Here is a 4,674-nt window from a genome sequence, read left to right as displayed (position 1 = left end):
AACTAAACAAGAAGCTTTGCGTAACAGACGACCCGACGTTTCTAATCGTCGAGGATGGATACGACCCGTTACGCGAGCGTGAGGTCGAATCCATTTTTACCGTTGGAAACGGATACCTCGGCACCCGTGGCTCGCTCGAGGAGCAAGATCTGGGTTCCGAGCCCGCAACCTTGTTGGCAGGCGTTTACGCCAGGCCCGCTCCGGGTGAGATCGAAGAGCTTTCCATAATAGCCGATTGGGTGTTTACCAGGATATATGTGGATGGTCAAGAACTTACGATGGATGAGCGGACGATACTTAGTCACAAACGTATCCTTGATATGGGAAAAGGAGTTATGCACCGAGAGTGGCGTCACAGAGGCGAAAAGGGCCGCATAACGTCAATACGATTCTCGAGGTTTGCGTCACTTGCAGAGCCCCATGCAATGGCGCTCAGGATTCGTGTTGTCCCAGAAAACTACAGGGGAGAAATACGCGTTGAGACGGGTATTGAACTCTGTCGCAAAGCCGGCCTTGCAGCCGAGCCTATCGAAAAGCGCAGTCTGGACGGCGACCGGGGCGTCATTGTGGTGGCGAAAACCGAGCTTACCGATATTCAAATCGCCGAAGCCCAGCTAAGCGTGGTAAGGGGCGGTATGCTAAAGCCCGACTATCGCACATTTATCAACGAATGCGGTGCCAGCGAGCAATGGAGATGGCAGGCCGACGAGGGCCAGGAAATAGAAATCGATAAATTCGTCGGCATCTATACCACCAGAGACACGGGCAATCCCGCGCAAAAGGCAAGCGACGAAGTCAACGCATATGCGGGACGCGGTTTTGATGATATGCTCCTCGCACATGTAGAGGCCTGGGCGAAACGCTGGGAAGATACGGCCATTAAGATTGGCGGCAACCGGGATGCACAGTTATGGGCCAATTTCGCGGGATACCATTTAATAATCGCCGGCAACGGTTTTGATGAGCGCGTATCGATCAGCGCCAGAACCCTTACCGGCACAATCTACAAGGGCCATATATTCTGGGATGCGGATATGTTCATGATCCCATTTTTTATCTACACGCACCCGGCAACCGCGAGGGCTATGCTTATGTACCGCTACCATACGATTGATGCTGCACGACAGGAAGCGAAAGACATGGGCGCCAAAGGCGCCATGTTCGCCTGGGAATCAACGAGCACCGGTGAGGAGATGACCCCGGAAAGCGTAATCGCGCCAAACGGCGAGGTAATCCTGATTCTCTCAGGCAAACTTGAGCAACATATCAATTGCGCCATCGCTTACGGTGTGTGGCAATACTGGATCGCCACGCGGGATGAGGACTTCATCGTGAACGCCGGATCAGAAATATTAATTGAAACAGCCCGGTTTTGGGTAAGCCGTGTCGAAGAGCATGACGGTATCTATCGTATCCTCAACATAGAGGGCCCGGACGAGTACCATGAGATTGTAAACGACAACACCTATACAAATATGATGGCGGTTTGGAATATAGAGAGGGCCGTAGACGCCATCAACTATCTGAAGAGCCACCATCCTGAGAAGTGGCTTGCGCTTAAAGAAAAGATCGCTCTTGACGAGAACGAGCTGATTGAGTGGGCGGATGTTTCCGAGCACATGTATATCGACATGAATCACGGAAACCTTATCGAGCAGTTCGACGGTTTCTTTAAGTTGAAGGATATCGATGTCTATAAGTTCGAACCGAGAACCGCCCCACTCGACTCGATTCTTGGCAGGGAAGAGACAGCCGCGTCGCAGCTCGTGAAGCAAGCGGATGTGGTTATGCTCCTTTATCTGTTAGAAAACAAGTTTAGCGAAGACGTTATTAAGGAAAACTTTGAGTATTACGAGCGCCGCACCGGGCACGGTAGTTCGCTGTCGCCAAGTATGTACGGTCTTGTTGCGGCACGGCTCGGTAGGATGGATATGGCTATGCGTTACTTCCGCCAGGCAGCTCAGATCGACCTGGCCAACAACATGGGTAGCGCGGCCGGAGGAGTCCATGCGGCCGCCCTGGGAGGCCTGTGGCAGCAACTAATTATGGGATTTACGGGTATGCGAGCCGAAGAGGACGGTTTCTATATAGATCCAAAGCTTCCGGAAGAATGGGACCGGATGAAGTTTGCGTTCATCTGGCGCAACAATCATATCGACTTCGATGTTGAAAGAAACAAACAAATTACTATTACCATCGGGCATGCAAATGAGGTCAGGGTCGGAATTTACGGCCGTCAGCTGCAAACGCTTAGGCCAGGTGCGACATACAGGTCTGAATGGGATGGCACTACCTGGCGCGATATCGATGGGAAGGGGCAAGAAGGTGTAGCATGAGAAACAGACCGGCGGTTATTCTACCTCTTGACGGATCTGAAATTTCGGTAAAAGCGTTGGGCGCGGCCGAGGCCATGACGAATATCATGGGGGCCGTGCTTTACATCGTTCATGTAACCGATGAGCTGTTATCTGAAAAAGACCTGGTTAAGAAGCTTAAAATAGGGCAGATTGAAGTAAGGGATTTCTCACTGCACCAGATCCGGGGAGCGGATGTAGTTGACGAAATCCTTCGTTTTGCTGCCTGCGTCGATACGCAGATGATCGTAATGTCCAGCCACGGGTGGACATTTAACAAAGAGCACCTTTTGGGAAGTACCGCTATGGGGATAGTGCAGCGGGCCATTAATCCGGTCTTGGTTATCAGGCCTGATATCGCTCATCTACCCGACCCCCAGTGGAAACCGGAAAAAATGCTGGTGCCGCAAGACGGATCGCCTACCGCCGCGGCCGTCATGATCCAGGTATATAACCTCGCAAAGCGTGTTCATGCCGAGGTCGACGTGCTCAACATCGGGGTTGTCGGCGAGAGACCTTCCCGTGAGCCGGGTACGATTACGCCGCCCCGTTATGTGGATTACCCGCGATACGACTGGCCCGCCTGGGCTCAGGAGTTCGTTGAGCGTTTCTATGCACAGCGACCGCCGGAGGTGACCTTAAGGCTCTATGAGCGCGAGGGTGAACCGGCGATGTTATGCTCAAATTCGCTCAGGAAAACGGCGATGAGCTGATAGCCCTTGGCTGGCACGGTCACCTCGAGGCCGAGCGCGCCACGACCGTAAAAGAGCTTCTTCGTCGAACCGATATGCCTATTCTGCTGATATGGTCAAGAGAATAAGTTTTTCGCATCGCCGTTAACGTCCAGGGCGGCTTCGGATATAAGCTCGGAAAACGTCGGATGGGCATGGATTACCATACTGAGGGCGGATGCCGTCATCCCCTGGTACATGGCCACAGCCACCTCGTGGATAATATCGGTGGCGCGATCGCCGATGACATGAGCCCCTACGATTCTATCCGATATGGCATCGGTTATGATTTTGGCTATGCCTGCGATTTCACCCGAGGTGTGCGATATTCCCAGGCTACGAAGCTGAACACGGCCGATTTTAACATCCATACCCATGTCCCTGGCCTGGTTTTCGGTAATACCGACGCTCCCGATCTCGGGGTATGTGTATATCCCGCTTGGGATAACCGTATAGTCCATCATGTAGCGGTTTCCAAGGGCGTTTGCGACCGCAACTTTGCACTCGGCAGAGGCGACATGAGCCAGCATCGGATTGCCGATGACATCTCCGACCGCATAGATACCGGGTATATTCGTCATCATCTGATTGTTTACTTTAATACCACCATTCGGAAGGGTCTCGACGCCTATTTTCTCAAGGTCAACGCCACCGGTTGAAGGGACGCGACCGATGGCGACCAGTGCGATATCTGCGGTAAAGACGGTTCCATCTTCGATGGTCGCTTCGACTTTGTCTTCAACTTTAGTTCCTACAAGCGTGCTATTTGTTCTTACATCGATGCCGACCTTTTTAAATTCCCTGGCCAGGATGGTGGAGACCTCTTCATCGGTACCCGTAAGGAGACTCGGCAGTGCCTCGATGATGGTGATTTTTGTGCCGAGCGCCGAGAAAATGGAAGCGAACTCACAGCCGATGTAGCCGCCGCCGATAATCAGCATCGAGTCGGGCAGCTTAGCAAGGCGTAAAAGATCATCGCTTGAAAGCACTTTGACCCCGTCGTAGGGTAAAAACGACAATGCGTGGGGTTTAGAGCCGGTGGCTACAATAATGTTTTTTGCGAAAATCGTTTTCTCTCCGTCAGAGCCGCTGATTTTAAGAGAATTTGTATCCTTGAAGCTGGCATGCCCCTTTATTATCTGCACATCGCTTTTCTCTACCAGTTTAACCAGACCCTGCTTCTCGATATCGACCACCCGGTCTTTTCGAGCCTGCAATTTTTCCAGTGATGTTTGAATGGTACCCCCAATATCGATACCGTATTCACCCGCACGCCGCGCGTTTCTCAGCGCTTTTGCCGACGCGACCAGCGCTTTTGTCGGTATGCAGCCCATATTTAGGCAGACCCCTCCAAAATCACTTTTTTCGATGATGCATACGGGAACGCCCGCTTGCGCTGCCGTAACAGCGCCTACATAGCCGGCCGGTCCCGAACCGATTATAGCAATCTCATACCTCTCCACGATCCTCACACCCCAGTTGGAAATCAAGAGTTTGATTAGTACATACCCTTCTTGGTAGAGAATTGAAAATAGAAAATGGAAAATAGATTGAATTATTCAGAAATCTAATTGGAAAGTGGAAAGGTG

At 51.9% G+C, this 4,674-nt stretch carries 4 protein-coding genes; 3 read left to right on the top strand and 1 reads right to left on the bottom strand.

The window, feature by feature from the left end:
* The 3 genes from COY37_RS00595 to COY37_RS00585 all read left to right on the top strand — a co-directional run.
* Window positions 1–2,336: glycoside hydrolase family 65 protein (locus COY37_RS00595; RefSeq protein WP_286975493.1), on the top strand; the 2,336-nt coding region annotated here is incomplete at its 5' end.
* A complete protein-coding gene (locus tag COY37_RS00590; protein ID WP_286678865.1) occupies window positions 2,333–3,067 on the top strand; it encodes a universal stress protein in 735 nt (244 codons plus the stop codon). The genes COY37_RS00595 and COY37_RS00590, both read left to right, overlap by 4 nt.
* Window positions 3,031–3,174, top strand: coding sequence for a putative universal stress family protein (locus tag COY37_RS00585; protein ID WP_286678864.1), 144 nt, complete (start codon window positions 3,031–3,033; stop codon window positions 3,172–3,174). Before COY37_RS00590 ends, COY37_RS00585 begins: the two co-directional genes overlap by 37 nt.
* Here the strand turns inward: COY37_RS00585 and lpdA are convergent.
* On the bottom strand, window positions 3,163–4,548 hold the full coding sequence (gene lpdA / locus COY37_RS00580; protein ID WP_286678863.1) for a dihydrolipoyl dehydrogenase: 1,386 nt from the start codon (window positions 4,546–4,548) through the stop codon (window positions 3,163–3,165). The two genes, COY37_RS00585 and lpdA, sit on opposite strands and share 12 nt — an antisense overlap.
* Window positions 4,549–4,674: the final 126 nt, after the last annotated feature.

Origin of the sequence: Candidatus Aquicultor secundus (genome assembly GCF_002791875.1) — a bacterium.
Classification (GTDB): domain Bacteria; phylum Actinomycetota; class Aquicultoria; order Aquicultorales; family Aquicultoraceae; genus Aquicultor_A; species Aquicultor_A secundus.
Note: the sequence above shows the minus strand (reverse complement) of the source record. Positions and strands in the feature narration are given on the sequence as shown.